This is a genomic window from Massilia sp. PAMC28688, assembly GCF_019443445.1.
In the GTDB taxonomy this organism is placed as follows: domain Bacteria; phylum Pseudomonadota; class Gammaproteobacteria; order Burkholderiales; family Burkholderiaceae_D; genus Telluria_A.
In genome coordinates, this window is record NZ_CP080378.1 from 214,915 (window position 1) to 238,310 (window position 23,396).

Annotated in this window: 32 protein-coding genes; 14 read left to right on the forward strand and 18 right to left on the reverse strand. The window is 63.0% G+C overall.

The window, feature by feature from the left end:
• Window positions 1-66: 66 nt before the first annotated feature.
• The 3 genes from KY495_RS00835 to KY495_RS00845 all read left to right on the forward strand — a co-directional run bounded on the left by KY495_RS00835 (window position 67) and on the right by KY495_RS00845 (window position 1,224).
• Entirely contained in the window at window positions 67-543 is a 477-nt protein-coding gene (locus KY495_RS00835; RefSeq protein ID WP_219881903.1) for a glycine zipper 2TM domain-containing protein, read from the forward strand.
• A 63-nt stretch (window positions 544-606) separates the two neighbouring features.
• Window positions 607-765 carry a DUF3309 family protein gene (locus KY495_RS00840; RefSeq protein WP_219881904.1) on the forward strand — a complete coding sequence of 53 codons (159 nt, stop codon included), beginning with the start codon at window positions 607-609 and terminating at the stop codon, window positions 763-765.
• Between the two features lie 63 nt (window positions 766-828).
• Window positions 829-1,224, forward strand: coding sequence for a hypothetical protein (locus KY495_RS00845; RefSeq protein WP_219881905.1), 396 nt, complete (start codon window positions 829-831; stop codon window positions 1,222-1,224).
• A gap of 33 nt (window positions 1,225-1,257) precedes the next feature.
• On the opposite strand, the gene KY495_RS00850 is transcribed toward KY495_RS00845, so the two are convergent.
• From KY495_RS00850 to KY495_RS00880, 7 genes are all read right to left on the reverse strand, one after another.
• A complete protein-coding gene (locus tag KY495_RS00850) occupies window positions 1,258-2,388 on the reverse strand; it encodes a patatin-like phospholipase family protein (protein WP_219881906.1) in 1,131 nt (376 codons plus the stop codon).
• A 165-nt stretch (window positions 2,389-2,553) separates the two neighbouring features.
• Entirely contained in the window at window positions 2,554-2,973 is a 420-nt protein-coding gene (locus KY495_RS00855) for a hypothetical protein (protein ID WP_219881907.1), read from the reverse strand.
• A gap of 18 nt (window positions 2,974-2,991) precedes the next feature.
• Entirely contained in the window at window positions 2,992-3,378 is a 387-nt protein-coding gene (locus KY495_RS00860) for a phage holin family protein (RefSeq protein WP_219881908.1), read from the reverse strand.
• A gap of 18 nt (window positions 3,379-3,396) precedes the next feature.
• Entirely contained in the window at window positions 3,397-3,732 is a 336-nt protein-coding gene (locus tag KY495_RS00865) for a YqjD family protein (protein WP_219881909.1), read from the reverse strand.
• A 55-nt stretch (window positions 3,733-3,787) separates the two neighbouring features.
• Window positions 3,788-4,324, reverse strand: coding sequence for a ferritin-like domain-containing protein (locus KY495_RS00870; protein ID WP_219881910.1), 537 nt, complete (start codon window positions 4,322-4,324; stop codon window positions 3,788-3,790).
• 15 nt (window positions 4,325-4,339) lie between these two features.
• The gene (locus tag KY495_RS00875; RefSeq protein ID WP_219881911.1) at window positions 4,340-5,251 is read right to left on the reverse strand and encodes an OmpA family protein; all 912 of its coding nucleotides are present in this window, start codon (window positions 5,249-5,251) and stop codon (window positions 4,340-4,342) included.
• Window positions 5,252-5,310: 59 nt separating this feature from the next.
• Window positions 5,311-5,697, reverse strand: a complete 387-nt coding sequence (locus KY495_RS00880) for a DUF4398 domain-containing protein (protein WP_219881912.1) — start codon at window positions 5,695-5,697, stop codon at window positions 5,311-5,313.
• A gap of 255 nt (window positions 5,698-5,952) precedes the next feature.
• On the opposite strand from KY495_RS00880, the gene KY495_RS00885 reads away from it, so the two are divergent.
• From KY495_RS00885 to KY495_RS00895, 3 genes are all read left to right on the forward strand, one after another.
• Window positions 5,953-8,043, forward strand: a complete 2,091-nt coding sequence (locus tag KY495_RS00885; protein WP_219881913.1) for an AsmA family protein — start codon at window positions 5,953-5,955, stop codon at window positions 8,041-8,043.
• Window positions 8,044-8,167: 124 nt separating this feature from the next.
• A complete protein-coding gene (locus KY495_RS00890) occupies window positions 8,168-8,479 on the forward strand; it encodes a BON domain-containing protein (protein ID WP_219881914.1) in 312 nt (103 codons plus the stop codon).
• A gap of 30 nt (window positions 8,480-8,509) precedes the next feature.
• Complete coding sequence (locus KY495_RS00895) at window positions 8,510-8,731, forward strand: glycine zipper 2TM domain-containing protein (RefSeq protein ID WP_219881915.1); 222 nt, start codon at window positions 8,510-8,512, stop codon at window positions 8,729-8,731.
• Between the two features lie 96 nt (window positions 8,732-8,827).
• Here the strand turns inward: KY495_RS00895 and KY495_RS00900 are convergent, their stop codons facing one another.
• Window positions 8,828-9,562, reverse strand: a complete 735-nt coding sequence (locus tag KY495_RS00900) for a Crp/Fnr family transcriptional regulator (RefSeq protein ID WP_219881916.1) — start codon at window positions 9,560-9,562, stop codon at window positions 8,828-8,830.
• A 279-nt stretch (window positions 9,563-9,841) separates the two neighbouring features.
• Between KY495_RS00900 and KY495_RS00905 the strand changes: the two genes are divergently transcribed.
• The 4 genes from KY495_RS00905 to KY495_RS00920 all read left to right on the forward strand — a co-directional run bounded on the left by KY495_RS00905 (window position 9,842) and on the right by KY495_RS00920 (window position 12,498).
• Window positions 9,842-10,663 carry a glycine zipper 2TM domain-containing protein gene (locus tag KY495_RS00905; protein WP_219881917.1) on the forward strand — a complete coding sequence of 274 codons (822 nt, stop codon included), beginning with the start codon at window positions 9,842-9,844 and terminating at the stop codon, window positions 10,661-10,663.
• A gap of 185 nt (window positions 10,664-10,848) precedes the next feature.
• Entirely contained in the window at window positions 10,849-10,995 is a 147-nt protein-coding gene (locus KY495_RS00910; RefSeq protein ID WP_018059223.1) for a lmo0937 family membrane protein, read from the forward strand.
• A 106-nt stretch (window positions 10,996-11,101) separates the two neighbouring features.
• The gene (locus KY495_RS00915; protein WP_219881918.1) at window positions 11,102-11,764 is read left to right on the forward strand and encodes an OmpA family protein; all 663 of its coding nucleotides are present in this window, start codon (window positions 11,102-11,104) and stop codon (window positions 11,762-11,764) included.
• A gap of 167 nt (window positions 11,765-11,931) precedes the next feature.
• Window positions 11,932-12,498 carry a DUF3617 domain-containing protein gene (locus KY495_RS00920; RefSeq protein WP_219881919.1) on the forward strand — a complete coding sequence of 189 codons (567 nt, stop codon included), beginning with the start codon at window positions 11,932-11,934 and terminating at the stop codon, window positions 12,496-12,498.
• On the opposite strand, the gene KY495_RS00925 is transcribed toward KY495_RS00920, so the two are convergent.
• Complete coding sequence (locus KY495_RS00925) at window positions 12,499-13,335, reverse strand: branched-chain amino acid aminotransferase (protein WP_219881920.1); 837 nt, start codon at window positions 13,333-13,335, stop codon at window positions 12,499-12,501.
• 188 nt (window positions 13,336-13,523) lie between these two features.
• Between KY495_RS00925 and cls the strand changes: the two genes are divergently transcribed.
• Window positions 13,524-14,912: a cardiolipin synthase gene (cls, locus tag KY495_RS00930; RefSeq protein WP_219881921.1), complete on the forward strand. Its 1,389-nt coding sequence runs from the start codon at window positions 13,524-13,526 to the stop codon at window positions 14,910-14,912.
• A 27-nt stretch (window positions 14,913-14,939) separates the two neighbouring features.
• Here cls and KY495_RS00935 read toward each other — a convergent pair whose 3' ends face one another.
• The 5 genes from KY495_RS00935 to KY495_RS00955 all read right to left on the reverse strand — a co-directional run bounded on the left by KY495_RS00935 (window position 14,940) and on the right by KY495_RS00955 (window position 18,220).
• A complete protein-coding gene (locus tag KY495_RS00935) occupies window positions 14,940-15,776 on the reverse strand; it encodes a metallophosphoesterase (RefSeq protein ID WP_219881922.1) in 837 nt (278 codons plus the stop codon).
• Window positions 15,777-15,785: 9 nt separating this feature from the next.
• Complete coding sequence (locus tag KY495_RS00940) at window positions 15,786-16,718, reverse strand: diacylglycerol kinase family protein (RefSeq protein ID WP_219884417.1); 933 nt, start codon at window positions 16,716-16,718, stop codon at window positions 15,786-15,788.
• Window positions 16,657-17,415, reverse strand: coding sequence for a phosphatase PAP2 family protein (locus KY495_RS00945; RefSeq protein ID WP_219881923.1), 759 nt, complete (start codon window positions 17,413-17,415; stop codon window positions 16,657-16,659). Before KY495_RS00945 ends, KY495_RS00940 begins: the two co-directional genes overlap by 62 nt.
• A 111-nt stretch (window positions 17,416-17,526) precedes the next feature.
• Window positions 17,527-17,892, reverse strand: a complete 366-nt coding sequence (locus KY495_RS00950) for a response regulator (RefSeq protein WP_219881924.1) — start codon at window positions 17,890-17,892, stop codon at window positions 17,527-17,529.
• A 4-nt stretch (window positions 17,893-17,896) separates the two neighbouring features.
• On the reverse strand, window positions 17,897-18,220 hold the full coding sequence (locus tag KY495_RS00955) for a hypothetical protein (protein ID WP_219881925.1): 324 nt from the start codon (window positions 18,218-18,220) through the stop codon (window positions 17,897-17,899).
• A gap of 302 nt (window positions 18,221-18,522) precedes the next feature.
• On the opposite strand from KY495_RS00955, the gene KY495_RS00960 reads away from it, so the two are divergent.
• The 3 genes from KY495_RS00960 to KY495_RS00970 all read left to right on the forward strand — a co-directional run bounded on the left by KY495_RS00960 (window position 18,523) and on the right by KY495_RS00970 (window position 20,869).
• Window positions 18,523-18,735, forward strand: a complete 213-nt coding sequence (locus tag KY495_RS00960; RefSeq protein WP_219881926.1) for a hypothetical protein — start codon at window positions 18,523-18,525, stop codon at window positions 18,733-18,735.
• Window positions 18,736-18,821: 86 nt separating this feature from the next.
• Entirely contained in the window at window positions 18,822-19,826 is a 1,005-nt protein-coding gene (locus tag KY495_RS00965; RefSeq protein WP_219881927.1) for a sulfate ABC transporter substrate-binding protein, read from the forward strand.
• Window positions 19,827-19,981: 155 nt separating this feature from the next.
• Complete coding sequence (locus KY495_RS00970; RefSeq protein ID WP_219881928.1) at window positions 19,982-20,869, forward strand: dienelactone hydrolase family protein; 888 nt, start codon at window positions 19,982-19,984, stop codon at window positions 20,867-20,869.
• A 145-nt stretch (window positions 20,870-21,014) separates the two neighbouring features.
• Here the strand turns inward: KY495_RS00970 and KY495_RS00975 are convergent, their stop codons facing one another.
• From KY495_RS00975 to KY495_RS00990, 4 genes are all read right to left on the reverse strand, one after another.
• Window positions 21,015-21,455 (reverse strand): hypothetical protein, encoded by a 441-nt coding sequence (locus tag KY495_RS00975; protein WP_219881929.1) that lies wholly within the window; start codon window positions 21,453-21,455, stop codon window positions 21,015-21,017.
• Window positions 21,456-21,556: 101 nt separating this feature from the next.
• A complete protein-coding gene (locus KY495_RS00980) occupies window positions 21,557-22,360 on the reverse strand; it encodes a porin (RefSeq protein WP_219881930.1) in 804 nt (267 codons plus the stop codon).
• Window positions 22,361-22,517: 157 nt separating this feature from the next.
• Complete coding sequence (locus KY495_RS00985; RefSeq protein ID WP_219881931.1) at window positions 22,518-22,904, reverse strand: diacylglycerol kinase family protein; 387 nt, start codon at window positions 22,902-22,904, stop codon at window positions 22,518-22,520.
• Between the two features lie 97 nt (window positions 22,905-23,001).
• The gene (locus KY495_RS00990) at window positions 23,002-23,361 is read right to left on the reverse strand and encodes a translation initiation factor Sui1 (protein ID WP_219881932.1); all 360 of its coding nucleotides are present in this window, start codon (window positions 23,359-23,361) and stop codon (window positions 23,002-23,004) included.
• Window positions 23,362-23,396: the final 35 nt, after the last annotated feature.

Consider the following 23,396-nt stretch of genomic DNA (forward strand, 5'->3'; position numbering starts at 1 on the left):
GGCAGCGCACAGACCCGGGGGTGGTGCCTGATTATTCTGGACCTACACTTTTGTCAGGAGAACAACATGAAATCGACTCACACCTTCGCCGCCATTGCCCTGGCCGCCAGCGCCCTGCTCACCGGTTGCGCCAGCACGTCAAGCGACCCGTACAACAACGGCTCGTACAACAACGGCGCCTATAACAATTCGTCTTCCTCATCCATGGGCTACGGCACCATTGATTCCATCCAGGTCACCCGCGCCGGCGGCAATGCCAGCGGCGCCGGTGCGGTCGTTGGCGGCGTGGTGGGCGCCCTGGTCGGCAGCCAGATCGGCAGCGGCAGTGGCCGTACGGCTGCGACCGTGGCCGGCGCCGTGGGCGGCGCGGCGATTGGCAACAATGTGGAAGCGAACCGCGCCGCCAACAATGGCCGCGACATGTACCAGATCGGCATCCGCCTCGATAATGGCGACTACCGTACCCTGGTCCAGGACAGTGTCTATGACCTGCGCGTGGGCAACCGCGTGCGCGTGGTGGACGGCCGTGCCTATCGCTATTAATTGATCGCCGTACAAAGCGAAAAAGTTTACCCCACCTACTAATAACAAGAACAGGAGCCCCTCATGGGTATCGGTACCATCCTCCTCATCATTCTCGTGCTCGCCTTGCTGGGCGCGCTGCCGACCTGGAACCACAGCCGCAGCTGGGGCTACGCCCCGACCGGCATCATCGGTATCCTGGTCGTGGTGCTGCTGATCATGGTGCTCACGGGCAGACTGTAAGGGCTTCATCGTGACCGGCGCCGCGTGCGCCGGTTTTTTTTCACGCAACAACAAGGAGTTGCCATGCACCAGCCTGTCCAACTTTTTCAGCGCGCCGCACTCGGCATCGGCGCCCTGCTGCTGTCCTGCACCGCCCACGCCCAGACGACGCCCGCCGTGCAGGAATCCATGCCCGAGGCGCAGCGCGCGCCCGCCGTCATGGCGCGCGACCAGAATACGCCGGCACCGGTGGCGCGCCAGCAGCGCGCCGAACTGGCCAAGGGCGACCCGGCGCGCTGGTATCAGGAAGACGAGACCATGGCTGAACGCATGCGCACCATGCGCAAGGACATTGCCGCCGGCCTGCAGGAAAATCTGGGCGCCTGCCGCTCCCGCCCCGCAGCCGAGCGCAGCGCCTGCATGCGCGACGCGCGCGCCACCTACCGGCAGGAAATGGCTGACGTGGGCCGCATGCGCTGAGGCAGCGACCGGGCGCAGCTTGTCCGGCGCCCTTTACTGCACCGGCGGCAGCTCGTGCACGACCACCGCCGTATCCTCGGCCACATGCTGCAGCCACAGCGCGCTCTTGAGCGCGCGCATGGCATCGCCATAGCCCTGGTCCCAGCGCCACGCGATGGAACCCCTGGAAAAATTGATGTCCTTGGCCGCCATATGCCAGTCGCGCCCGCTATAAGGCAGGCGCACGATGTGCAAAGTGGCGTCGCAGCCCAGCGCCAGCAATTCCTGCTCGTCCTGCTCGGTGCGGCTGTCCGGGGGCAGGCGCGCATACAGTTCGCGCAGCTTGCGCTGCATGGTATGGGTGACAGTGTAGTCGTCGATATGGCGCTGCGAGCGCGACGCGAAGGTGACATCCTTCAAGCGTGTGCGCACCTCTTCCATGCTGACAGGCTCCAGCCCGTCGGCGCTCCACAGGTCGACCATGAAGCACAGGGTATCGCCGCTGGGCAGCTCATTGAGGACCGATTCGAGCGGCGTGTTCGAGTACAGGCCGCCGTCCCAGTACAGCTCGCCGTCGATGCGGACCCCGGCAAAACCCGGCGGCAGGCTGCCGCTGGCTCGGACGTGATCGGCGCACAAGGTGCCGGTGCGGCTGTCAAAATGGGCCAGCTCGCCCGTGCGCACATTGACGGCGTTGACGGTGAGGCGGATATCCTTGTCCTGGTTCAGGTAATCAAAGTCCACCAGCTCTTCCAGCGTGGTATTGAGCGGGCAGGTGTCATAGAACGATGCCTGTTCCGGCGCCACGTCCATCCCGAAGGGGAAACCGCTGAACAGGCGCGGGGCGAAAAATCCCGGTGCGCCGCGCACCACGGTATCGATGGTATTGAACCAGATGTTGGACTGGCGCATGGCGTCGCTGACCCGGCTCATGTCGACATGGTCGGGATGCGACACCCGGTCCCAGAATTGCTTGATCCGTTGGAGCCGGTGCTCCTGGCGGTTACCGGCAATTAAGGCGGCATTGATGGCGCCAATCGAGGTGCCCACGATCCAGTCAGGCACCAGGTCGTGTTCGTGCAGGGCCTGGTACACGCCGGCCTGGTAGGCGCCAAGTGCGCCCCCGCCCTGCAGCACCAGCACAATCGGTAATTGCTTCGGATTGAGGTGATTGCTCGTTTTCATGATATTGGTCTTCACAATAAAAAAGACGGCGCCGAACCCGAAGGTTGCGACGCCGCTCAAGCCCCACCATATCCTGCATTATTGTTGCGAGGCCAGGTCCGTATGCCTGGCGGGGGTAATCAATACAACGCGACACACCAGCAAAGTACGATATCGGGCACCGATCTAGTACGCCGACTTATGGCGGCGATGCTGGAAGTAATACGCCAGGCCCGCCGCCGCCGCGGCCATCACGCCCATGGCAGGCTTGACCAAACCGCGCTGGCGCAAAAAGCCCAGCGCCGTGACTGCGTACGGCATGACCGTGGCGACATTGATGCCGGTGGGGCGCAAGATGTTGTCGACCCGGCTGCGGATGGCAAAGGCAGCATGGTCCACAGCATTGTGGAACAAGGTTTCCGGCCGCGCGCCCTGCTTGATGGCTGCCTTGGCGCGGACAATGCCGACCCGGTAAAAGTCACCCTGCCGCTTGAGGCGCGCCTTGCAGGCCTCGTACGACTCTTCCTTGCCCTGCTCTTTCACGGGCACGGTCGCGGCCACCGGTGCGGTTTCCTTGTCGAGGCCGATGATCTTCTTTTCTTCCATATTTCTCCCCTTTGCCCGTTACAGAAGCATGTCGCGGTCGTTCTTGAGTTCGCTCATCGTTTCAGGGAAGGCCAGCTTGCCTTCCTTGAGCATGGCCTTGGCCTTGAAGCCGAGGAATGCCGTGATGGCGACGAACACTAGGAACATGACCAAAAGGATCTTCCACCCCATGGCTGGCCACGCAAGCGCGACAATCATCGCAGTTCCGTAGGCGATTGCGAACCAGCTGCACAGTACTGCCAGCACGGCAATGACGAGCAGCGAGATCACATGGTTGCGCACTTCGGTCAGCTCGAGGGCGGCCAGTTCGAGCCGCGACACGAGCAATCCGAATACGTTTTTAGCCAGGCCGGTCAGGCCGCCCATGAGGCCGGGGCCATGCACTGTTGCAGTCGATTTGTCCATGGCTTTCCCCGGCTCAGATTATTTACGGCCCAGGATCACGCCGACCAGCAGGCCGACGCCGGCAGCAGCGGCGACCGTGCGCCATGGGTTGTCCTTGACGTAGACATCGGCGCTGTGGGCCAGTTCCTTGCCCTTGACGACAGCCTGGCCCTGGACTGCGGAAGCCTTGCCCAGTGCCACGTCCAGCATCTGCATGCCGCGGCCGCGCATCTCTTCGGCCTTCTCGCCCGTCAGGGCGGCCGCTGCCGTCAGCAGGGTCTGGGCATCCTTGACCAGGGTCTTGACGTCGGTTTGCACGGCATTCATGTTGCCGTTCAGGTTGCCATTGGTGCGGGTGGTGGTGGTATCTAACATGGGAATTCTCCTGGTGGTTAATTAAAATGTGGTCTTGCGCTATGGTGGGTACTGCTTACTTGTCGAGAAGATCGCGCATGTCGTCAGCGTGTTCTTCTTCAACAGCCATGATCCGCACCAGCATGTGCTTGGTGGTGGGATCCTTGTCGCCAATGGCGGCAATCATCTGGCGGTAGGACTCGATGGCCACGCGCTCGGCAATGAGGTTGGCGCGGATCATCGAAGGCACATCCGTCGATTCGTCGTATTCGGCATGGCTGCGGGCCGTCAGCGTGGCCGGATTGAAATTGGGCGAGCCATTGAGCTGCACAATGCGTTCGGCAATGTCATCGGCGTGCTCCTGCTCCTGCTGGGCGTGCTCGAGGAACTCGGCCTTGACGGCCGCATTATTGCGCCCGCTGACCGTGTAGTAATGACGCTTGTAGCGCAGCACGCACAGCAGCTCGGTTGCCAGGGCGTCATTGAGCATGCGGATCACGGCCTCGCGGTCGGCCTGGTAGCCGTCGGTCACGGCGCCGTCGTCGAGATTGGCAGCCGCTTCGCGGATTGCCTTGACGTCGAAGCCGTGGCCCAGTTGGTTCATGTCTTCCATAATCTTCCTTGTCGGTTAGCGCGGAGCGATCGGGCTGCCTGCGTTGGACAGCACAATTTCAACGCGGCGATTGATCTGGCGATTGCCCGGCGTGTCATTGCTGGCGACCGGATACATTTCGCCATACCCTTTCATGGCTACCCGTTCCGGTGCCACGCCCATGCCCAGCAAGGCATTGCGCACGGACGCGGCACGTTTCTCGGACAATTCCTGGTTGTAGGCATTCGAGCCCACGCTGTCGGTAAACCCTTCGACCAGCACGGTGCGCTCCGGGTTCTGTGCCAATGCATCGGCCAGCTTGCGCAGATTGGCCATGCCGGCATGCGTGAGCGTGGCCTGGCCGGTGGCAAACAGGACGTCGCCAATGGTGATGATCATGCCGCGATCCGTCTTTTTCGCTTGCAGGTCCACCATCATCGCTTCCAGCGCGGCGGCGCGGGCCTGGGCTTCGCGGGTGCGCGCCTCGGCATCGGCGGCCTGGCGCTGGGCATCGGCGGCGGCATTTTGCGCGGCTGCGGCCTGGGCCTGGGCGGCCTCAGCCTGGGCGCGGGCACGGTCAGCCTCGGCGGTGCGGGCCGCCAGGCGTACCTGGTCGCGCTCCTTGCCGGCGTTGGCAATCTCGGCCTCGGCAGCCTTTTGCTGCGCCACGGCCCGTGCGGTGGCAATCTTTTGCTTGGCGATATAGGCCAGCTTGTCGATATCGGCCAGGCTGTCATTGCGCGCTGCCGCGGCGTTGGCCAGTTCCAGCGCCTCGCTGGCAGCCTTGAATTCCATCGGTGCCAGGCTCGACACCTGCGGCGCGTTGTTGGCGGCGATGAAGTCGCCGCGGGCCTGGTCCAGCAGCGGCGTGGTGGTGGGCATGGACGAGCAGGCGCCGAGCGCCAGGGCAGTAGCCAGTACGGCCGACTTGAGCATCATTGATTTCATGGTCTATCCTTTTTCTTGTGTTTTGTTGCGGCACCGGCGCTCACGCCGTGGGCAGGGTCTTATTTGGTGTTGGCGCGGTCAAGTTCCTCGCGCAGCACCCGCAAGTCGTTATTGAGCGCATCGGCAGCGGCAGTGGCCTTGGCCGAGCGCGACTTGCTCTGCGCCAGCCGGGCATCAGCCTGGGCCTGGGCGGCAAGGTCACGCGCCAGGGTGTAGTCGCGGGCCGCCAGGGCGGCGTTGGCGCGTACCATCTTTTCGCGCGCTGCATTGATTTCCATCGGGGCCAGCTCGGCGGCGCCGGCACTGACGGCGTTTTCCACGGCATTCCTGGTCACCGCCACATCGGCCGTGGCAGGCGCCTTTTCGGGACTGGTGCAGGCTGCCAGCGCAAGCACGGCACCGGCACAGGCCAGACGGCTCAGCTGCGTCAGAGTTGGATGGGTCATTATTGTTTCTCCTGGTGTGAATGATCTCGTGTTAACGTTATATGCTGATTCTTTAACAATATCCGTACGCTGGCGCACATAGTTCCCGGATCCGGAAATGCAGCGCCGCCGTGGGTGCGGCAGCGCACGAAAAGGGGCCAGGCATCGGTCTACACTGGCCTCACATTGTTAACAGGGATACCCATGACTGACGCTGCAGCGACCGCACCGGGCGCCGGATCCGGCAACCATGCCCCGCCCCCCCGCAAACGCCCGATGAGCAGAAACACCAAGGTCATCCTGTGGGTGCTTGGCCTGCTCATTGCCATCCCCGCCATTGCGCTGGTGATCCTGCTGACCTACGACTGGAACAAGGCGCGTCCCTGGCTCAACGCCAAAACCAGTGAAGCGATCGGGCGCGAATTTGAAATCCGGGGCGACCTGTCGCTGACCTGGGAAAAGCCGGCCAGCCGCATGGCTGGGCGCGACAAGACCTGGCGCGACTGGATTCCCTGGCCGCACCTGGTGGCCAAGGATGTCCGGGTCGGCAATCCCGAAGGCATGGCCAGGGAAAACATGGCCCATGTGGACCAGTTCTCGTTTTCGCTCAACCCGCTGGCCCTGCTCGACAAGCGCATCGTGGTGCCGGTGCTGCGCTTTGCCGCGCCCGATGTCAACCTGGTGCGCCTCAAGGACGGCACCAACAACTGGACCTTCAAGCACGAGAACAAGCCCTCGCCGTGGCGGCTGGACGTGGAACGGGTGGTATTCACCAAGGGCGTGGTGCGTTACCGCGACGCCATCGAGCAAGCCGACATCACGGCCGACGTCGATCTGCTCGAGCGCGATCCCACCTACGGCGTGGGCTGGAAAGTGCGCGGCACCTTCAACGACGCGCCCGTGACCGGCTCGGGCAAGGCCGGCGCCGTGCTCTCGCTCAAGCAGCAGCTCACCCCCTATCCCTTGCAGGGCGACGTGCGCATTGGCGCCGTGCGCATTGCCGCCGAGGGCACGCTGACCAAGCCCACGCGCCTGGCCGCCCTCGACTTCAAGCTCAAGCTGGCCGGACCGAGCATGGCGCGCCTGTACCCGATCATCGGGGTGGTGCTGCCGGAAACCCCGGCCTTTTCCACGGAAGGCCGCCTGCTGGCCGCGCTCGATGATGAGAGCAGCCGCTGGGACTATGACAAGTTCCGCGGCAAGGTCGGCTCCAGCGACATTGGCGGCCAGCTCGTGTACCAGACCGGCAAGCCGCGCGGCAAGCTGACCGGCAATGTCGTCTCCAGCCTGCTGCAGTTTGCCGACCTGGGCCCCCTGATTGGCGCCGACTCCAATGCCAGCAAGACTGCGCGCGGCGTGGCGCCGGTGCAGCCGTCGGGCAAGGTGCTGCCGGTGGAAACCTTCCGCACCGGGCGCTGGACTGCCATCGATGCCGACGTGCGCTATTCGGCCAGCCGCATCATCCGTGACGAAGCGCTGCCCATCCGCAAGCTGAGCACCCACCTGATTCTCAAGAACGGCGTGCTCCATCTCAATCCCCTCACCTTCGACATGGCCGGCGGCACGCTCAGTTCCGTCATCAAGCTCGATGGCAGCGGGCGCGAAGGCAAGAATGCCATCCGCGCCACGGCCAACGTCAATGCGCGCCGCATCAAGATCAAGGAACTGTTCCCCACCATTCCGGACATGCAGGCCACCATTGGCGAGATCAACGGCGACGCCCGGCTGTCGGCCACGGGCAACTCGGTGGCCTCGCTGCTGGCTGCCTCCAACGGTGAAGTCAAGACCATGATCAACCAGGGTGCCGTCAGCAAGCTGCTGCTTGAAAAGATGGGCCTCAATATCGGCAACATCATCCTGACCACCCTGTTTGGCGACAAACAGGTCAAGCTCAATTGCATGGCCACCGACTTCGGCGTGCGCGATGGGGTGATGCAGACCCGCGTGTTCGTGGTCGACACCGAGGAAGCCTTGATCACGGCGGACGGCACCATCAACCTGGCGACCGAGCAGATCAACATGACCTTGCGTCCGCGCACCAAGGGCTTGCGCATCGTGTCGCTGCGCGCGCCGCTGTATGTGCGCGGCCCCTTCAAGCAGCCTGATGTAAGCGTGGACAAGGGTGTGCTGGCCATGAAGGCCGGCGGCGCCATTGCCCTGGGCCTGGCCGCGCCCCTGGCGGCCCTGCTGCCCCTGATCAACGCCGGACCGGGCAAGGACAGCGATTGCGCCCGCCTGCTGGCCATGGCGAGCGAAAAGCCGCAAGCCCCGCCGCCCGGCAAGACGGCAGCGAACAGTGCCGCCCGGCTCCCCATCGCAGGCCCGAATGCACAGAATGTGGTACCGCGCGCAACACGTGGCCGGTGAACGGAAGATTATGTGCGTTGCCGTACAGACCGGATTGTCTGGTTGGCACTACTCTGCATCTATCGGTACGGCAATTGCCTTGCCGGACGCTTGAACCAAACGCTCACCATTTAAGGAAAACAACATGAAAAACCTGCGCATCGTATCCTCCCTGTTGGCTGCAATGATGTTGACCACCGTTGTTGGCTGCGCGCCAACGGCCAAGACCGAAAGCGTTGGCGAGTACGTCGATGACAGCCTGATCACCGCTGGCGTGAAATCGGCTTTCGCGATCGACCCAACCCTGAAGGCAACGGAAATCAACGTCGAGACCTACAAAGGTGTAGTACAGCTGAGCGGCTTTGTTGCCCAAAGCTCCGACATCGCCAACGCGACCAATGTGGCACGCAGCGTCAAGGGCGTGAAGTCGGTCAAGAACGACATCCGCATGAAGTAATTACCTGAACAGACAGAAAAGAGGCCCCCCATGAAATCGATCAAACAATTCGTCGCCACCGCATCGCTCGTCACCGTCGCACTCGGCCTGGCCGGCTGCGCAGGCATGTCCCAGCAAGACAAGAACACCGCCATCGGCGCCGGCGCCGGTGCGGTAGTCGGTGGTGTACTGACCGGTGGCAGCCCAGTGGGCACGGTTGGCGGCGCTGCAGTTGGCGGCGTCATCGGCAACCAGGTCAAGCCAGCACGTTAATACCCCAAGTTTTGCCTGCAAATACGGGCCCGCTGATGCGGGCCCTTATTTTTTGGTGCAGTGGAAAAACGCCGGCGCTGCGCTGCAGCCCGGCGATCAGACAAAGGCAGTGGTCGATGGCACGACGGCCCCGGCATCCTTGACGATTTCGTAGCACTTGCACGATGCGGCTGCCAGGCCGGGCACATCGAGAATCTCGATATTGCCGCGGCTGTAGATGATCAGGCCCTGCTGCTGCAAGGCGCTGGCCGCCTTGGTCACGCCCACGCGGCGCACGCCCAGCGCATGGGCCAGAAATTCGTGCGTGAGGTGGAATTTGTCGGCCTGCACCCGGTCGCGCGTGATCAGCAGCGAACGGGCCAGGCGCGCCTCGAGCACGTGGAAGCGGCTGCACACGGCAATCTGGATGGCTTGCGCCAGCAGGCTGTCGGTGTAGCGGTACAGCACCCGCTGCAAGGCCGGATTGCGCGCGAACTCGGTGCGAAAGCGCGCGCTGCTCATGCGCGAGGCGGTGCCGGCGCGCTGCACGATGGCGCGCACCTGCGACACGTCGTGGCCAAGGGCCACCGTGGCGCCGAGCATGCCCTCGCGCCCCACCAGTCCCACTTCGAGCGTCATGCGCCCTTCGGCCACGCCGAGCAGGGAAATCAGGCTATCGTTGGGAAAGTAGATGTGGCGAATCGGTGCGCCCGGTTCGGACAGCACTTCGCCTACCTCAAGCGGTACCGGTTCAAGCGCGTTCGCCAGGCGTGCCAGGTCGGCCGCTGGCAAGGCTGCAAGCAGCATGTTCGCGCCGGGATGTGCAACTTCGAGGGACGACACGATACTCATGTTGTGCTCCCACTGACGCTGCGCAGATTGTCATTACGGTTAATACGGATGGCAGTCATTGGGTACGTAATCTATTGGTGGTGCGCAGATACATTTACAAACAATTTTCAATCAGACTACCGGTAATAATAGGTAAGGTATGTACGGTGACGCACGGAAGCGCCCGTCCCTTGACTGGACAATGGCCAGCGTCAAATTGGTATGGCGCCTGTCCTGCCAGGCGACGCCGCCCGCGTCGCGATCGACCGTAAGACATCCAACAACAATAAAGGAAGCTCCATGAACACTCCCCTCCATCACCCGCACACACCGGCCGCCCGCACGCGCCAGCATCCCATGATGATGCTGGCCGCGCTGGCCGTCATCGTGTTTTGCCTGGCCGGCACGGCAGCCATCCTGGGCTGGATTCCCAGCTCCTTCGGCGGCGCCAGCTCGGGCGAACTGACCGCCAGCGACCGCGCCGCCCTGGCCTCACGCCTGGCTGACACGGCCAGCCCGCCGCCCGGCGCCGGCAACCTGGCGCCCTCGCGTGACAATGAACGCCTGGCCCTGCTCGACAGCGAGCGCGCAAGCAGCGAGCGCCTGCACGCGGAACGCGAACGTGAACTGGCCGACCTCGAACGCGAGCGCAGCCTGGAACGCGAACGCGCGCTGGCCGATCTCGAGCGCGAGCGCGCACGCGACCGGGCACTGGCAGCGGCGCGCGAACGCGACACCGAGCCGGTCGTGCGCGAACGAGTGGCCCAGGCCGCGCCCAAGGCCACCTGCAGCAATTGCGGCCGCGTGATCGGCGTGCGTACCATCAAGCAGCGCGCCGAAGGCAGTGGCCTGGGCGCCGCCGGCGGGGCCGTGCTGGGGGGCCTGCTGGGCAACCAGATTGGTGATGGCAGTGGCCGCAAGATCGCTACCGTGGCCGGTGCCGTGGGTGGCGCCGTGGTGGGCAACCAGGTGGAAGGCAATATGAAAGCGCGCACCAGCTACCAGGTCAGCGTGCGGCTGGACAATGGCAAAGAGCGCAGCTTCACGCTGCAAAACCTGAATGGCTTTTCCAGCGGCGACCGCATTCGCATCGTCGATGGCAGCCTGCGCCACGCCAACTGAAACAGCGCCCCTGTGCCCGCCAAGGCACATGCTTACTTTGTAAGAATATATTGCGAATAGGACAAAAAATTGGCGGGCAGTGTACGCTAACGTACGGAATCGGGAAGGTGAAGAATGGATACTGCATCCATCGACTGCTGCAGGCATTGAACGGTCGTCTATAACAACCCACCGAGGACAAAATCATGCTTTATACAATCGCTGTCGTACTGTTGATCCTGTGGCTGCTCGGCCTGGTCACATCCTACACCGTGGGTGGATTCATCCACATTCTGCTGGTCGTTGCCGTCATCATGATTCTGGTGCGTCTGATCAGTGGCAGAGGCATATAGTTTTGCAGCACCTGGTCATCATGTGATGACCGATCCGTTTCGCGGTCGTGCCCGGCTGACCGCGGTGTGACAGCGAAACGGATTCAATATTCAAGGAGAACTCTAGATGAAGAAAAATATTGCTAAAACATTCGTTGGGGTCGCCGTCCTCTCCCTCGCAGCCGGTTGTGCCGACATGTCGGCCACCCAGCGCGGTACCGCTACCGGTGCCGGCGTCGGTGCAGGTCTCGGTGCCATCCTGGGCGGTACCACGGGCGGCGGCGGCGGTGACCGCGCAGCCAAAGGCGCCGTGCTGGGCGGCGCGGCCGGTGCGATCATCGGCAACATCTGGTCGACCCGCATGGAAAAGCAAAAGCAGGAAATGGAAGCTGCCACGCGCGGCACCGGCATCGAGGTCAGCCAGACCTCGGACAACCGCCTCAAGCTCGCCATTCCGGCCGACGTCTCGTTCGACACCGGCCGTTCGGACATCAAGTCCAACTTCCGCCCCGTGCTTGAGCGCTTCGCCCAGACACTCAATGACAATCCGGCGACCACGGTGTCCATCATTGGCCACACCGACAGCACCGGCAGCGATGCCATCAACAATCCCCTGTCGGTCGACCGTGCCGCCCGCACCCGCGACTTCCTGGCGCAGCGCGGCGTGTCGCCTAACCGCGTGATGATCGACGGCCGTGGCGAGCGCGAGCCGATCGCCTCCAACGACAGCGATTCCGGCCGTGCGCGCAACCGCCGCGTCGAAATCTACGTGGCAGAACGCCAGGGCTGATCCCCGCGCTTGGGCGCCTATGAACCGGCATCACGCGTTTGCGGATGCCGGTTTTTTCTTGGGCGCCCTGTGCGGCGCCGCTGGCCTGACGGTATTCCAGGCGCGAAGTTAACGATGCAAAAAGAATAAAAACTGGACTACACTGCAGGTTCACCCGAGGAGCCGATATGAAAACCACACTGATTGCCGCGACCCTGTTTTCCGCCGCCCTGTGCGCCGCCCAGGCGTCGGCCCAGACCCTCAGGCCCGGCCTGTGGGAAATCAGGTCCAGCACGCCCGGCGGCGCCGGCAGCGGCAAGGCCATGGCCGAGCACATGGCGCGCATGAAAAAGGAAATTGCCGCCATGCCGGCCGCGCAGCGCCAGCAGATGGAAGCGGCGCTGGCAGGCCAGGCAGCGAGCGCGCTCCAGTTCACCGACGACGGCATGATCATGAAGCATTGCATCACCCCGGATGATGTAGCCGCAATGGACAAGCTGATCATCAAGGAAGGCGGCTGCACCACCCAGCGCTCGCCCATGATCGGCGGCGTGGTCAAGATGAACATGAGCTGCACCACCCCGCCGTCGACCGGCAACGGCACCATTCGCTTCAGCGGCGATACCGCCTATACCATGGAGATGACGATGAATACGCGCTTCCAGGGCCAGAACCATACCGCCAAGGTCAGCAGCTCCGGCAAGTGGCTGGCCAGCAGCTGCGGCAAGGTCAAGCCGGTGCCGCGCGCCCGATAATCAGCTGGCCTCGGTAAAAGCCAGGTAGCGTTCGCGCGCGAGGGTGGCAACCGGCCCGATCGGCAGGGTGCGCTCCTCGTAGCGCACGCAGGGCGTCACCTTGCCATAGTTGCCGGTACTAAAAATCTCCAGTGCCGTGTCCAGTTCGGCCGGCTGCACGGTGCGCTCCTCCACCGCCACGCCCGCCTCGGCCAGCAAGCGCAGCACGCGCGCCCGGGTAATCCCCGCCAGGAAAGTTCCGTTGGGAACCGGGGTCACCACGGCTCCGGAGGCAGTGACAAGGAACAGGTTGGACGTGGCAAACTCCGCCACCGCGCCGGCGCTGTCGCGCACGACCGCATTGTCGAATCCCCGCGTTTTGGCCTCGCGCAGCACCCGCGTCGAGTTGGCGTACAGGGCCGAAGCCTTGGCATCGGTGGGCGCCATGTTGGCATCAGGCCGGCGCAGGGGCGACAGGCAGGCGGCAAAACCGGTAAAAGGCGGCATCGGCGCGTCGAACAGCGTGAGCGCAAAGCCGCTGTGCTGCGCTTCCGGAATGAGAAAGCCCTCACGGCCAAAGACCAGGGGACGGATATACAGATCGGCGTCCGGGGCAAAGCGCGCCACGCCTTCGCGCGAGAGCGCCTCCATTTCCTCGACCGTCACGGGGCAGCGCAGGCCAAGCCGTTCGGCTGACTGCACCACGCGCGCCAGATGCGGGCGCAGGTCGGGCAGGCGCCCGGCAATGGCGCGCGCGCCATCGAACACGGACGAGCCGAGCCACAGGCTGTGATCCATGGCCCCATACAGCGGCACATTGCCTTCCGCCCAGCTTCCCTGGTAATAGGTCAGGTACATGGTGTTCCCCAAAAAATAGTCTGCGGCGAGTGTATCAAAATGGCGCGGAAACGGAACGTGTCGCATTTTCGGCGCTAAAAAGGATTCTGGGCAACATCGGTACGGGTGCGTTCGGTACCGTACGAAGACCAATGAGTTCCCCCAGTACACTGTGCTTTTAGTTCGGCATCATCTCTGAGGGGTTTCCCATGAAAACGCTCCATCATCTCGTGCGCTATCTGCTGCTCGCGTTGACCATCACGCTGTCGTCCTGCGCGTCACTGCCGGAGGTCAACGCCGACAGCGAGCGAACGGAAGCGCGGGCCGTTCCCACGGTGGCCACGGCCAAGGGCCGGCTGGCCAAACGTCAGGCCGCCGACTTGCTGGCGCGGCGCTGGGCCAAGGCCAGCCCGGACCTGAAGGCCCTGGCGACGCTGGAAGAAGCCGCCACGGGGGTGCCCCTGATCGCCGGTAATAATGTGAAACTGCTCTTTGACGGTCCCGCCACCATGCGCGAGATGATGGCCGCTGCGTCGGCTGCCCGCCACACGATCAACCTGGAAACCTATATTTTTGACCAGGATGAGGTGGGCCTGCAGTTCGCCGCTCTCCTGATGGAAAAGCGCAAGCAGGGCGTGATCGTGAATCTGCTGTATGACAGCGTCGGCGCCCTGGGCACGCCGCCCGAATTTTTCAAGCGCATGAAGGAGGCGGGCATCAACGTGCTGGCCTTTAATCCCGTCAATCCAACCAAGCGCATCGGCAAATGGGAGCTCAACAACCGCGACCACCGCAAGCTGATGGTGGTCGACGGCAAGGTCGCCTTCACCGGCGGCATCAATATCAGCAGCACCTATGCCAACAGTTCGTTTTTCCGCAGCAAGCGCGCGCCCACCATGGACAGCAGGAAAGTTGGCTGGCGCGATACCCACGTCAAGATCGAAGGACCGGCCGTGGCCTCGCTGCAATACCATTTCATCGACAACTGGGTCGGCCAGGATGCCGGCGAACTGGCCGAAGCCAATTATTTCCCGACGCTGGCGCCGGCCGGCAACAAGCTGGTGCGGGTGCTGGCCACCGACCCGGCGCGCGATTCGGAAATCTACAAGGCGTTCATCGTGGCCATCCAGGAAGCGAAGACCTCGGTTCACATCACCTCGGCCTACTTCGTGCCGGACCGCCAGTTCATCGAGTCCCTGATCGCCGCCGCCAAGCGCGGGGTGGACGTGAAGCTGGTGCTGCCCGGGGTGTCGGACCATGGCCTGGTGATGCATGCGGGACGCTCGTTTTACGATGAACTGCTCAGCAATGGCGTGAAAATCTACCAGCTGCAGGTGGCGGTACTGCACGCCAAGACGGCCGTCATTGACGGCACCTGGTCCACGGTGGGCTCGGCCAATATCGACCGCCGCAGTTTCCTGCACAACTATGAACTCAATATCGTCGTGCTCGATCCGGCCTTCGGCAAGGACATGCAGAGCGCCTTTGCCGAAGACTTGCGCGACTCCAAGGAAGTGACGCTGGAGCAATGGCGCCGCCGTCCCTGGGCCGACCGCATCAAGGAATTCGCGGCGCGCCTGACGGAATACTGGATCTAGCAAAAGGCCGGCCGCCTTCACCGGGGCTCAGATCCCCGTTGCGTACAAGCCCTCGGTGTGCGCGGACCACACATTGCCCTTGCGCAGGAACGGTTCGGTCTTGACCAGCGAAAAGGCCTTGCCTATGTCGTCCCAGCCATAGCGGTCCACCTCGATGCGCTCGCTCTCCACCCGCACCACATTGAAGGAATTGACTTCCCCCCTGCCCCGCGTGGACGTGGCCGTGCCGGCCTGCACCACGAGGGCCGCGTATTCGCTGATCTGGTAGCGTTGCTGGGTGTTGCCGGCGTGGCTCGCATGCATGTGGCCGGCCAGCAGCAAGTCCACGCCGCAGTCGGCAAAGGCCTTCATCGCCATCGGGGCGCGGTCCACCAGATCATCCTCGTCATTACTGCTTGGCAGGTCGAAGGGATGGTGGGTGACGATGATCCGGACTACGTCCGGACCCAGGCCGGCCAGCTGGGCGCGGATGGTCTCGATTTGTTCCTTGTTGACGCGCCCATCCTTGAAGGTCAGCGAGCGGGCTGTATTCACCCCCAGCACCGCGATTTCCTCGTCCACATACATCGGGTCCAGGTCATCGGTGATGTAGCGCTTGTAGCGCGTGAGCGGCAGAAAAAAGCGGCGGAACACGTTATACAAGGAAATATCGTGATTGCCCGGGACAATGATCTGCGGTCCCGGCAGCGTATCGAGCCAGGCCCGGGCTTCTTCGAACTGTTCGCTCTTGGCGCGCTGGGTCAGGTCGCCCGACACCACCACCACATCGGGCGCGAGCTGATGAATCAGCTCGCGCAAGGGGGCGAGCAGGCCCGCATCCACGCGGCCGAAATGCAGGTCAGACAAATGAACCAGGGTACGCATACACACTCCTTACATTGGAACAATGACATTGAGCGCACCGGGACGGATGCGGTAGCGCAAGGGCGAATGCATCACCGTCACTTCGCCATCGGTTGCCACACGCACGCGCCGCTCACGGGTCTCGATCTCCATGCTGCGGGCCTGCAGCATGTCGAAATCGCCCTCCTGGGCCAGGCGTCCGCGCAGCGCGCACCAGCCCAGCCGCAGCAAGGCCAGGCGCCCCGGCCGCTGCGCCATGCATAAGCTCAGGCGGCCGCCATCGAGCCGGGCGCGCGCACCCAGGTTGAAGCCTTGCATCGAGTACTCGTTGTTGCCTACAAAAACAAAGGGCGTACTGCGCACGTGGTCGGCGCCATCGTCAAGCCTGAGCGACACGTTCAGGAATGGATAGCGCTTGAGCGCCCGCAGCGTGGCCCAGCAAGCCGCCAGCCACTTGCCCCGCCCCAGGCGGTGCTGCTGCTTTTCCCGCTCGCGCACAATGTCAGGATACAGGCCCAGGCTGGAATTGTTCAGGAAGATCCGTCCATTGACTTCCCCCAGGTCCACCCGCCGCCTGGCCCCCCTGGCAATGGTGGCAATCGCTTCATCGAGGTCGAGCGGGATGCCTGCATCCTTGGCAAAATGGTTGAGCGTGCCCAGCGGCAGCACGCCAAAGGCAATGTGGGGATGATCGGCCAGCACCGAGGCCACCGCGTTGATGGTGCCATCGCCGCCGCCGGCCACCACCACCGGCAGGCGCTGCACCACGGCGCGCCGGGTGGCGGCAATGATCGCCTCGCCGTCGGCCGCCAGCGTCACGTCCGCCTCCAGCGCATGGGCGGCAAATTTCAGGCGCAGGGACGCCGCCTGGTCCTGGCCATGGCCGGCGCCGGCACTGCCGTTAATGATGACTGCGATCCTGGTCAGACATTTCTCCCGGTGTCCTGCCCGCCTGCGCCGCACGGCGCCGCCTGAGCGTGGATATGCCTGTGATGCAGATTGCCAGCCAGGCACAACCCACCGCGACGCCGGCCAGCACATCGCTCAGATAATGTGCGCCCAGGTACACGCGGCTGTACGCCACCAGCGCTACCATCACGGCCGCGCCCAGCAGCACCAGGGCGCGCGCTGCCGCCCCGCGCCACTGCATGACCAGATAGGCCGCCAGCACGCCGTAAAACAAGGTCGCGCCGGAAGTATGACCGCTGGGAAAACTGTACGTGGCCAGTTGCACCAGTGGCTCGTCAAACCCCGGCCTGGCCCGCTGGAATGTGTACTTTAACAAAACATTGAGCAGCATGCCGCCCGGTACTGCCAGCACCACGGCGGCCATCCAGTCGTGGGCACCGCGCCGGCGCAGGTAAGCCACGAACAGCGCGCTCATGACCATCAGGCCCACCGGATGGTTCAGGTGTGTCACGCCAAACATGAGGGGAATCCAGTCTTCGTGGGCATGGCGGTTGAACCATTGCGCCAGATGCTCGTCGAGCACGGTAATCGGAGCGCCGCTGACCACGTCGCTGGCCAGCAGGCCGAACAAGGCCATGGTGACGACCAGCGCAATGGCACCGAGGGTCAGGTGCAGGCCGAACACTTCATCAGGGTTGAAACGGGCGGCGACATGGCGCGCCAGGCGCGGATAACGATCGGTGACGGGCATGGGCAGGAGCGTGCAATGGCGAAACCGTCATTTACGCATGAAGCGGCGCGCACTGCCAATACTACAGGCGCTGCAGGCGCTGCTGGCGCCGGCGCGCGGCCCGCAGACCGCCTAGGCCAGCGTCTTGACCAGTTCCAGCAGCTTGACGTGGTCGAGCGGCTTGTTCATGAAGGCGGTGGCACCCTGGCGCAGGGCCCAGATGCGGTCCGAATCCATGTCCTTGCTGGTGAGCAGGATGACCGGGATATGCCAGGTGCTTTCATCATTGGTGATGGCCCGGGTGGCTTGAAAGCCGTTGAGGCCCGGCATGACGATATCCATGATGATCAGGTCGGGCAGTTCGCTCCGGGCTTTCTGGACGGCTTCCTCGCCGTCGCAGGCCATGATCACGCTATGGCCTTCCTGGCTCAGGACGGCAGCGACAATCATGCGCTGGGAAGCGGAATCATCTACAACGAGAATTTTTTGACGGGCCATGAAATCAGTTCGCAGATATGGGTGCGGTGACGGTGTCGGCGGCCAGCTTTTCCTCGGGCAGGTAGCGCCAGTAAAAGGCATGGACCTGGACCCGGAATTCCTGCAGCAGCTCTTTCGACACCATCTGTTCGGCCAGGTACAGGGCCTTGAGATTGGTGGTGCGCCCGAGCGTGGCATACACGCGCAGCGTGCGGGTCTGCGAGGAATTGTGCAGCTCCATGTCGGTCACGTCAATCTCCATGCCCTTGAGCTTTTTCTTGATGTATTTGGACACGTCCTTGCTGATCGAATTGAACAGTTCGGGACTGATGACCTTGGCAAGCGACATGGTAGGCCTCGGAAATTGAACGTTAATGGCGCTGCCGGCGCCTGACATCCAGTAGACCGCAGTTGTTACCCGACGTCAACCCGGCAATTCAAGCTTCATCTGAGCCAGCGCAAGTCATTCGTCATGCGGGCGCAATGTGGGGGGATTAAGCTGGGCGCAGAGTTGCTTTTTCGCACCACACTGTTGGCAAAAAAGCGACATCCGTGAAAAAGGCTGGGCTTTTGTACAGTAACTGTGGATTTGTACAGTAGTTGTGATATTCTGGAATCTCTTCAACGCAAAACCAATCAAAGGAATTTGTCATGACCACCTTGAACAGCAATTTCGGCATGCAATACGCACCCACCCCTTTCATGCTGCGCTTCGGCCGCCGGGAAGTGCTGGTCACGCGTGACTTCCGCAAGCGTTTTTATCCCGTCAATCCCCTCATCGAGTGCGACACCGGTGTCGAGCCGGGCCACGTGGAAGTGCTGCTGCTGCGCCGCTGGCTGCTCATCCTCTCCAAGGCACACTGAGCGCATAAGCAAACCCGTTTAAATTCGTGTTCTTTCGCCGGGCCGGGACGTAAGCTGTTTTCACCCGAACTACCGAGAGAATCACCATGCTGTTAAACAAACGAGTTGTGTGCCTGCTGGCCGTGGCTATCATGGCGCCAGCGGCCGCGGCAGCCGACATCACGCTGCTCAATGTGTCGTACGACCCGACGCGCGAACTGTACCAGGACTTCAACGCCGCCTTTGCCAAACACTGGAAGGCACGTACCGGCGACAAGGTGTCCATCCGGCAGTCGCATGGCGGCTCTGGAAAACAGGCGCGCACCGTCATCGATGGCTTGCAGGCAGACGTCGTCACACTCGCGCTGGCGCACGACATTGACGCCATTGCCGAGCGCGGCCTCATCCATCCGCAGTGGCAACAGCGCCTGAAGTTCAACAGCGCGCCGTACAGCTCCACCATCGTGTTCCTGGTGCGCAAGGGCAATCCCAAAAACATCAAGGACTGGGCCGACCTGGTCAAACCGGGTATAGCCGTGATTACGCCCAATCCCAAGACCTCGGGCGGGGCGCGCTGGAATTACCTGGCCGCCTGGGGTTATGCCTTGCGCCAGCCGGGTGGTACCCCGGCCTCGGCCACCGCCTTTGTCAATCAGCTGTACAAGAATGTCCCTGTGCTCGATTCCGGCGCCCGCGGCGCCACCACCACGTTTGTTGAACGCGGCATCGGCGACGTCCTCATTGCCTGGGAAAATGAAGCCCTGCTGGCCATGCGCGAACTCGGTCCGCACAAGGTGGAAATGGTCGCACCGTCCACCAGCATTGTGGCCGAGCCGCCGGTAGCGGTGGTTGACAAGGTGGCCGACAAGCGCGGCACGCGCCAGGTCGCACAGGCCTATGTGGAGTACCTGTACAGCGAAGAAGGCCAGGAAATCGCAGCCCGTAACTACTATCGCCCCATCGGCCACAGGGCATCGGTCAAATACGCCGCGCAGTATCCGAAAATGACGCTGTTCACCATTGCCGACGTCGCCGGCAACTGGCGCAATGCGCAAAAAACCCACTTTGCGGACGGCGCCATCTTCGACAGGATCTACCAGCCGAGGCGTTGATGCCGCGCGCGCGGGCAGAGGCGAACCACGGGCACTGCTGGACTGGCTTCCTCTCCCGTGCGCGGCGGCCGGCATGACCTGGGCGGCCGGAGTATGATCCTTGTTCACTGCTGTTTTGGACCACCAGAGAACGTCAATACGAGGAGACATCGACGATGACCCGCCTGACCCAGCATGACTTCGATCCGGAAGTACTCAAACTGTTTGACCAGTATGTGCACGGCCAGATCGACCGCCGTGGTTTTCTATCGGAAGCGGGCCGCTACGCCGTGGGCGGCGTGACGGCCGCCGGCTTGCTGAGCGCCCTGTCGCCCAGTTTCGCTGCCACCATGGTGGCACCCACGGATCCGCGTATCCAGGCCAGGTATGTGGAGTATCCATCGCCGCAAGGCTACGGCACGCTGCGCGGCTACCTCGTCATGCCCGCCAATGCCAAGGGCAAGCTACCGGCAGTGCTCGTGGTGCATGAAAACCGCGGCCTCAATCCCCACATTGAAGATGTTGCCCGCCGCGTGGCCGTCGAAAACTTCATCGCCTTCGCGCCGGACGCGCTGTTCCCGCTGGGCGGCTACCCCGGCGACGAAGACAAGGGGCGCGAACTGTTTGGCAAACTCGACCAGGTGAAAACACGGGCTGATTTCGTCGCCGCCACCGACATGCTGCGCAAGATGCCCGAAGGCAGCGGCAAGGTTGGCGTGGTCGGATTTTGCTATGGCGGCGGCATCGCCAACTACCTGCCCACTGTCGTCAAGGGCCTCGACGCGGCTGTGGCATTCTATGGTTCCCAGACACCGGCGGCGGAAGTACCCAAGATGAAAACGCCGCTCCTGATCCATGACGCCGAAAAGGATGAACGCATCCTGGCAGGATGGCCGGCGTATGAAGCTGCGCTCAAGGCCAACAAGGTCGAATACACCCACTACGTCTATCCGGGCACCCAGCACGGGTTTCACAATGACACCACCCCGCGCTACGACGAGGCGGCGGCAAAGCTGGCGTGGACGCGCACCATGGACTTTTTCAGGAAGCATTTGAAGGCGTGAGCCAGCCAGCGCCGGACTGCCCTGGCCCGCCGCCAGGGACGGGTTGCCGGCGCCTGCCCTGCACCACGCCGACTTACCACGGCAAAACGGCAGTCCGGAAGGACTGCCGTTTTTGAGACTGTCAATTCATAGGAATTGCCGGCTGCTACCTTCTGCCCTGCTGCGGCTTGTCGCGGTCGCCGCCGGGCGGCGTGCTGTGCAGGAACGCCACGTCGTCCTCATCCAGCGCCACGTTCGGAATGGCTTCGATATGATCGACGTCAATGTCCGCGCCGTCACGCACGACCGTGTCGCGCCCGGCAGTAGCGCGCTCGCCGGTGCCGCCCGAATCACTGTCGCTGTCGAGGTTGGCGTCACCCACGTCCGGTCCGGCCGTACCGCCGGCGCGGCTGGTATCGATGTCGGACGTGGTGCCGGTATCGAAGTCGAGCATGTCGTCACCGGCCAGCCCGGCGGCGCCGACCACATCGCTGCCGCTGTCGGACGTATCGCTGGGGCCCAGGGCGCCGGTGCCGTGGCCGCTACCGAGTACGCGGTCCGGGGCTTCAGGGAAGTTGTCAGGATCAAGTGTGCTGTTGCCAGTCATGATGGCCTCCATATGGTGAGAAATATTGTAGTTTCAGGCTACCGATTTTTTGGCATCGGGGGCGCACGCCCGGCGCCAGCGGCGCGCCTGGGAGTGGACGGTCAAAAGGAATGCCGCATGCCGATATTGACGGCCGCCGAGCCACCTACCGCGGCGCCATTCAAGGCGCCGGGACGCAGTTGCGTGTGCGACAGCGCCGCGTAAAAGTCCAGCTTGCGGGACATGGCGTAAGTGGCTCCCACCGCCAGTTGCTGGGCGTTCAAGTCTGCCGCGTCGCGGTCATTCTTGCGCACGAACGACGCGAGCAGCGTGGTTGCACCCATCGGCATGGCCATGCCCACCAGCACATCGCGGCTGTTGGTCGACGGCGTGCTGACCATGGCCGCTCCGTAAGGATTGTCGGGATTCCACAAGGGCGAACTGCCCCAGCCGCGGTTGGCACTGTACGCCGTGTAGGCCTTGACGGGTCCGATATCGATGTTGGCGGCAATGATGGAATTCTTGGCGTCGGTGCGCAGGCCCAGCGGCATGGAGGGCGCGACCTTGGCCACGTTCTTGTTCTGGTGTGCAATGCGGAATGTGAAAGGGCCGCCCTGGGCGCCCACGGAAATGCCCCAGGCGCGGTTGTTGCTCCGGTCGCGCTCGATGCCGTCGATGGGCAGGCGGCGCGGTTCGGCCACCGTGGCCAGGCCCATGCGCTTGCCGGGGTAGCCAAACACCTGGGTCGCGGTATCGGTCATGCCGGGCTCGAACAGATCGTCCACCTCGATCACGGCCAGGGCGCGCTTGCCGTCCATGGTAGGCAAACTGAGCCGGAAAACATCGCCGGAACGTGGCCCGCTTTGGGCATGCGCGAGACTCGCGCAGACGCTCAGGGACACCACCAGCAAACTTGTCGATTTCATTACTTGACTCCAGCATTAATTGTTCCGCTAAAGTCAGTATCTCCCCGATAGCCACAAACGCTCTGTCGGTTACCCCACACAAGCACGTGCATATATCAAGCATTCGGCTCGTTGTGCTGCGGGAGCAATCCTACACGCTAAGTAATATCGATGTTTCTCAAGTGAAATATGGCCAGAAAGTCAGAATGCCGATGATGAGCGAGGCCAGCGCGGCAATAAGCACGCCGCCTGCCGCAATATCCTTGGCATGCTTGACGGCCTCGCTATAGTTGGGCGACACCACGTCGCACACGTATTCCACTGCCGTATTGATGGTTTCGCCCACCCACACCATGGCCATGGCCACGATCAGCCAGCGCCAGTCGCTCGCCGACACGTTGCAGTACAGCGCCAGCGCGATGACCGCCATGGTCGCAACTGCATGCAGCCAGGCGTTGTGCTGAGTCTTGAGCATGAAAATAATGCCGGCAATTGCATAGGCAAAACTTTTCAGGCGGGCCGACAGGGTCAGCCGCTGGGGAATGCTCCCGTTCTTCACTTCCATTGCTCTCTTTCCTTCAGCTTGTTCTCTGATCGCCAAATCGGCTGGCCTTGGCCGCGTCCGGGCCCGGCACCGGCGGCTATTCTCTCATGAGCCATTTTCAGCCAGCCTTTTTTGCCCGGTGGCCCAGCTTGAGCAAAGTCGCCAGCACGGTGTCCACGTGCTCGCCCTGCACTTCGATCACGCCATCCTTGACCGTGCCGCCCGCGCCGCACGCTGCCCGCAAGGCCTTGCCCAGCACCGCCAGTGCCGCCGCATCCAGCGCCACGCCCTTGACCAGGGTGACGCATTTGCCGCCGCGCCCCTTGGTCTGGCGCGACACCCGGACCGCGCCATCACCGGCCACGGCCGCCTTGGCCAGTGCCTTGCAACGGCAATTGGCCAGCGGCTCGCCGCAGGCAGGGCACAGGCGGCCCGTTTCGGTGGAATACACCAGTGTGCCGGAAGAAGATTTACGCATGATGGAAGCAAAAAAAACAGAGGGCGCATTATCTC

Bases quoted from the DNA above. Each gene is read 5' to 3' on its own strand.
- KY495_RS00835 (WP_219881903.1), top strand. From the start codon at position 67: ATGAAATCGACTCACACCTTCGCCGCCATTGCCCTGGCCGCCAGCGCC.
- KY495_RS00840 (WP_219881904.1), top strand. From the start codon at position 607: ATGGGTATCGGTACCATCCTCCTCATCATTCTCGTGCTCGCCTTGCTG.
- KY495_RS00845 (WP_219881905.1), top strand. From the start codon at position 829: ATGCACCAGCCTGTCCAACTTTTTCAGCGCGCCGCACTCGGCATCGGC.
- KY495_RS00850 (WP_219881906.1), bottom strand. From the start codon at position 2,388: ATGAAAACGAGCAATCACCTCAATCCGAAGCAATTACCGATTGTGCTG.
- KY495_RS00855 (WP_219881907.1), bottom strand. From the start codon at position 2,973: ATGGAAGAAAAGAAGATCATCGGCCTCGACAAGGAAACCGCACCGGTG.
- KY495_RS00860 (WP_219881908.1), bottom strand. From the start codon at position 3,378: ATGGACAAATCGACTGCAACAGTGCATGGCCCCGGCCTCATGGGCGGC.
- KY495_RS00865 (WP_219881909.1), bottom strand. From the start codon at position 3,732: ATGTTAGATACCACCACCACCCGCACCAATGGCAACCTGAACGGCAAC.
- KY495_RS00870 (WP_219881910.1), bottom strand. From the start codon at position 4,324: ATGGAAGACATGAACCAACTGGGCCACGGCTTCGACGTCAAGGCAATC.
- KY495_RS00875 (WP_219881911.1), bottom strand. From the start codon at position 5,251: ATGAAATCAATGATGCTCAAGTCGGCCGTACTGGCTACTGCCCTGGCG.
- KY495_RS00880 (WP_219881912.1), bottom strand. From the start codon at position 5,697: ATGACCCATCCAACTCTGACGCAGCTGAGCCGTCTGGCCTGTGCCGGT.
- KY495_RS00885 (WP_219881913.1), top strand. From the start codon at position 5,953: ATGAGCAGAAACACCAAGGTCATCCTGTGGGTGCTTGGCCTGCTCATT.
- KY495_RS00890 (WP_219881914.1), top strand. From the start codon at position 8,168: ATGAAAAACCTGCGCATCGTATCCTCCCTGTTGGCTGCAATGATGTTG.
- KY495_RS00895 (WP_219881915.1), top strand. From the start codon at position 8,510: ATGAAATCGATCAAACAATTCGTCGCCACCGCATCGCTCGTCACCGTC.
- KY495_RS00900 (WP_219881916.1), bottom strand. From the start codon at position 9,562: ATGAGTATCGTGTCGTCCCTCGAAGTTGCACATCCCGGCGCGAACATG.
- KY495_RS00905 (WP_219881917.1), top strand. From the start codon at position 9,842: ATGAACACTCCCCTCCATCACCCGCACACACCGGCCGCCCGCACGCGC.
- KY495_RS00910 (WP_018059223.1), top strand. From the start codon at position 10,849: ATGCTTTATACAATCGCTGTCGTACTGTTGATCCTGTGGCTGCTCGGC.
- KY495_RS00915 (WP_219881918.1), top strand. From the start codon at position 11,102: ATGAAGAAAAATATTGCTAAAACATTCGTTGGGGTCGCCGTCCTCTCC.
- KY495_RS00920 (WP_219881919.1), top strand. From the start codon at position 11,932: ATGAAAACCACACTGATTGCCGCGACCCTGTTTTCCGCCGCCCTGTGC.
- KY495_RS00925 (WP_219881920.1), bottom strand. From the start codon at position 13,335: ATGTACCTGACCTATTACCAGGGAAGCTGGGCGGAAGGCAATGTGCCG.
- cls (WP_219881921.1), top strand. From the start codon at position 13,524: ATGAAAACGCTCCATCATCTCGTGCGCTATCTGCTGCTCGCGTTGACC.
- KY495_RS00935 (WP_219881922.1), bottom strand. From the start codon at position 15,776: ATGCGTACCCTGGTTCATTTGTCTGACCTGCATTTCGGCCGCGTGGAT.
- KY495_RS00945 (WP_219881923.1), bottom strand. From the start codon at position 17,415: ATGCCCGTCACCGATCGTTATCCGCGCCTGGCGCGCCATGTCGCCGCC.
- KY495_RS00950 (WP_219881924.1), bottom strand. From the start codon at position 17,892: ATGGCCCGTCAAAAAATTCTCGTTGTAGATGATTCCGCTTCCCAGCGC.
- KY495_RS00955 (WP_219881925.1), bottom strand. From the start codon at position 18,220: ATGTCGCTTGCCAAGGTCATCAGTCCCGAACTGTTCAATTCGATCAGC.
- KY495_RS00960 (WP_219881926.1), top strand. From the start codon at position 18,523: ATGACCACCTTGAACAGCAATTTCGGCATGCAATACGCACCCACCCCT.
- KY495_RS00965 (WP_219881927.1), top strand. From the start codon at position 18,822: ATGCTGTTAAACAAACGAGTTGTGTGCCTGCTGGCCGTGGCTATCATG.
- KY495_RS00970 (WP_219881928.1), top strand. From the start codon at position 19,982: ATGACCCGCCTGACCCAGCATGACTTCGATCCGGAAGTACTCAAACTG.
- KY495_RS00975 (WP_219881929.1), bottom strand. From the start codon at position 21,455: ATGACTGGCAACAGCACACTTGATCCTGACAACTTCCCTGAAGCCCCG.
- KY495_RS00980 (WP_219881930.1), bottom strand. From the start codon at position 22,360: ATGAAATCGACAAGTTTGCTGGTGGTGTCCCTGAGCGTCTGCGCGAGT.
- KY495_RS00985 (WP_219881931.1), bottom strand. From the start codon at position 22,904: ATGGAAGTGAAGAACGGGAGCATTCCCCAGCGGCTGACCCTGTCGGCC.
- KY495_RS00990 (WP_219881932.1), bottom strand. From the start codon at position 23,361: ATGCGTAAATCTTCTTCCGGCACACTGGTGTATTCCACCGAAACGGGC.